Here is a 444-nt window from a genome sequence, read left to right as displayed (position 1 = left end):
CATCGACGAGATCGCCGACATGCAGGGGTTGAAACCGCAGGTGGCCGAGATCACTGAAGCCGCCATGCGCGGCGAGATCGAGTTCAACGAAAGCCTGACCCGCCGTGTGGCATTGCTCAAGGGCCTGGATGCAGGCGCGCTGCAGCGTGTCTACGATGAGCGCCTGCAATTGTCGTTGGGCGCGGAAAACATGCTCAAGGCAGTGCAGGCCGCCGGCCTCAAGACGCTGCTGGTCTCAGGCGGATTCACCTTCTTCACCGACCGCATGAAGGCACGCCTGAACCTGGACTACACCCACGCCAACACGCTGGAAGTGGCCGACGGCAAGCTCACCGGCAAGGTGGTCGGCGGTATCGTCAATGCCGACGAGAAGCGTGCAACGGTGGAGCGCATCTGCCGCGAGATCGGTGCCGAACCAAGCCAGGCCATCGTCATGGGCGATGG

At 63.1% G+C, this 444-nt stretch carries 1 protein-coding gene; it reads left to right on the top strand.

Going from position 1 to position 444, the window contains the following annotated elements:
* Positions 1–444: phosphoserine phosphatase SerB (gene serB, locus I5W_RS28835; protein ID WP_044531830.1), on the top strand; the 444-nt coding region annotated here is incomplete at both ends.

The sequence above is a fragment of the Herbaspirillum sp. B65 genome (assembly GCF_000333555.1).
GTDB lineage: Bacteria > Pseudomonadota > Gammaproteobacteria > Burkholderiales > Burkholderiaceae_D > Herbaspirillum > Herbaspirillum rubrisubalbicans.
The sequence above is the reverse complement of the archived record's forward strand: the minus strand, read 5'-3'. Positions and strand labels throughout refer to the sequence as shown.